Annotated in this window: 3 protein-coding genes; all 3 read left to right on the top strand. The window is 62.3% G+C overall.

Going from position 1 to position 1,973, the window contains the following annotated elements:
* On the top strand, nt 1–445 hold a 445-nt coding region (locus QZY07_RS11075; RefSeq protein WP_295402431.1), incomplete at its 5' end, for an FAD-linked oxidase C-terminal domain-containing protein.
* Between the two features lie 41 nt (nt 446–486).
* Complete coding sequence (ruvB, locus tag QZY07_RS11070) at nt 487–1,530, top strand: Holliday junction branch migration DNA helicase RuvB (RefSeq protein ID WP_295402429.1); 1,044 nt, start codon at nt 487–489, stop codon at nt 1,528–1,530.
* Nucleotides 1,527–1,871 carry a hypothetical protein gene (locus QZY07_RS11065; protein WP_295402427.1) on the top strand — a complete coding sequence of 115 codons (345 nt, stop codon included), beginning with the start codon at nt 1,527–1,529 and terminating at the stop codon, nt 1,869–1,871. Before ruvB ends, QZY07_RS11065 begins: the two co-directional genes overlap by 4 nt.
* The last annotated feature ends 102 nt before the right edge of the window (nt 1,872–1,973 follow it).

Raw genomic sequence — 1,973 nt, 5'->3', positions numbered from 1 at the left:
TCTCTCGCCGGATTATTACTGCATGGACGGCACCATTCCGCGCCGCGCGCTGCCCGAGGTGTTGCGTCGCACCGCCGAGCTGTCCGAGGAATATGGTCTGCGGGTGGCCAATGTCTTCCATGCCGGCGACGGCAATCTGCATCCGCTGATCCTGTTCGATGCCAATAAGCCGGGGGAATTGGAGCGCACCGAGGAATTGGGTGGACGCCTGCTGGAACTCTGTGTGGAGGTGGGCGGCACCATCACCGGCGAGCATGGCGTGGGCATCGAGAAAATCCATCAGATGTGCGTGCAGTTCTCGCCCGATGAATTGCGCCAGTTTCATGCCGTCAAGGCGGCGTTTGACCCGAAAGGTCTGCTGAATCCGGGGAAGGGGATCCCGACCCCGCGCCGCTGCTCGGAATATCGACAGTTGTCGGATCGCCAGCATGTCCACTCCCATTGATGGCTCATCCGGTTCAATACCGCTTTCATGCAGGTTGATTGATGAATAACCCTGACCGCCTCATCGACCCCGAGGCCGCGACCGATGACAAGTCGATCGACCGTGCCATACGTCCGCGCAAGCTGGTCGATTACGTGGGTCAGCCCGCGGTGCGCGAGCAGATGGAAATCTTCATCGGCGCGGCGCGCGCGCGCAAGGAGGCGCTGGATCATGTGCTGATCTTCGGCCCGCCCGGACTCGGCAAGACGACCCTGTCGCACATCATCGCCCACGAGATGCAGGTGACGCTGCGCCAGACCTCGGGGCCGGTGCTGGAGAAGCCGGGCGATCTGGCGGCGCTGCTGACCAATCTGGACGCGGGCGATGTGCTTTTCATCGACGAGATCCATCGTCTCAGCCCGGTGGTCGAGGAGATGCTTTATCCGGCACTGGAGGATTATCAGCTCGATATCATGATCGGCGACGGGCCGGCGGCGCGCTCCATCAAGCTCGATCTGCCGCCCTTTACCCTGGTGGGCGCGACCACCCGCGCGGGGTTGTTGACCTCGCCCCTGCGCGACCGCTTCGGGATCGTGCAGCGGCTGGAGTATTACTCGGCGGAGGATCTGACCACCATCGTCAAACGCTCGGCCCAGATTCTCGCCATCGAGACCGACCCCGATGGCGCCGCAGAGATTGCGCGGCGTTCGCGGGGGACGCCGCGCATCGCCAATCGTCTGCTGCGCCGGGTGCGGGATTACGCGCAGGTCAAGGCCGATGGGCGGATCACGCGCGAGGTGGCCGACCTTGCGCTCGGGATGCTCAAGGTCGACGCGCTGGGCTTCGATCACATGGACCGGCGTTTGCTGGAGGCGGTGATCGAAAAGTTCGACGGCGGACCGGTGGGGGTGGAGAGTCTGGCCGCCGCCATCGGCGAGGAGCGCGGCACCATCGAGGACGTGCTGGAGCCATTTCTGATTCAGCAGGGTTATCTGATGCGCACCCCGCGCGGACGCATGGCGACCCAATCGGCCTATCTGCATTTCGGGCTGGCATCTCCGCGCGTCCTTCCGCCAGGAGGCGTGCCGGATCTTTTTGACGCATGAATGTCTATGACATCGACTTCACCAGTCGCCCTCGGCGCGGCAAGCCTATCACATGTCTGGCTTGTCGTCAGGAGGGCGATCGGCTCTGCGCCGTCGCGCTCAGCTCCTGGTCAGGCGTCGAGCCGTTCGAGGCGTTTCTCCGGCATGCGAGCCCCTGGATCGCTGGCATCGATTTCCCCTTCGGGCAATCACGGACCTTCGTGAGCAACATCGGCTGGCCGATGACCTGGTCCGGCTCCGTGCGGCTGGACGAGTCGTTTGACCGGGCGGGCTTTAGACTGGCACTCGACGCCTATCGCCAACAACGACCAGGGCGAGCGCGTACCCCTATAAATCAATAAGTTACAGTTCATATGTATTGTTAAGCTCGCATCTTAACTGTTTGATTTTATTGATTTAAGAAAAAATTATACGCGCTCACCCTGCAACAACGACCGCAGGGC

Source organism: uncultured Thiocystis sp. (genome assembly GCF_903866365.1).
Taxonomy (GTDB): Bacteria; Pseudomonadota; Gammaproteobacteria; order Chromatiales; family Chromatiaceae; genus Chromatium.
This window is presented reverse-complemented; position numbering and strand designations above follow the sequence as displayed.

What these genes read in the sequence shown, in the direction of transcription:
- ruvB (WP_295402429.1), top strand. Translation starts at nt 487, where the DNA reads ATGAATAACCCTGACCGCCTCATCGACCCCGAGGCCGCGACCGATGAC.
- QZY07_RS11065 (WP_295402427.1), top strand. Translation starts at nt 1,527, where the DNA reads ATGAATGTCTATGACATCGACTTCACCAGTCGCCCTCGGCGCGGCAAG.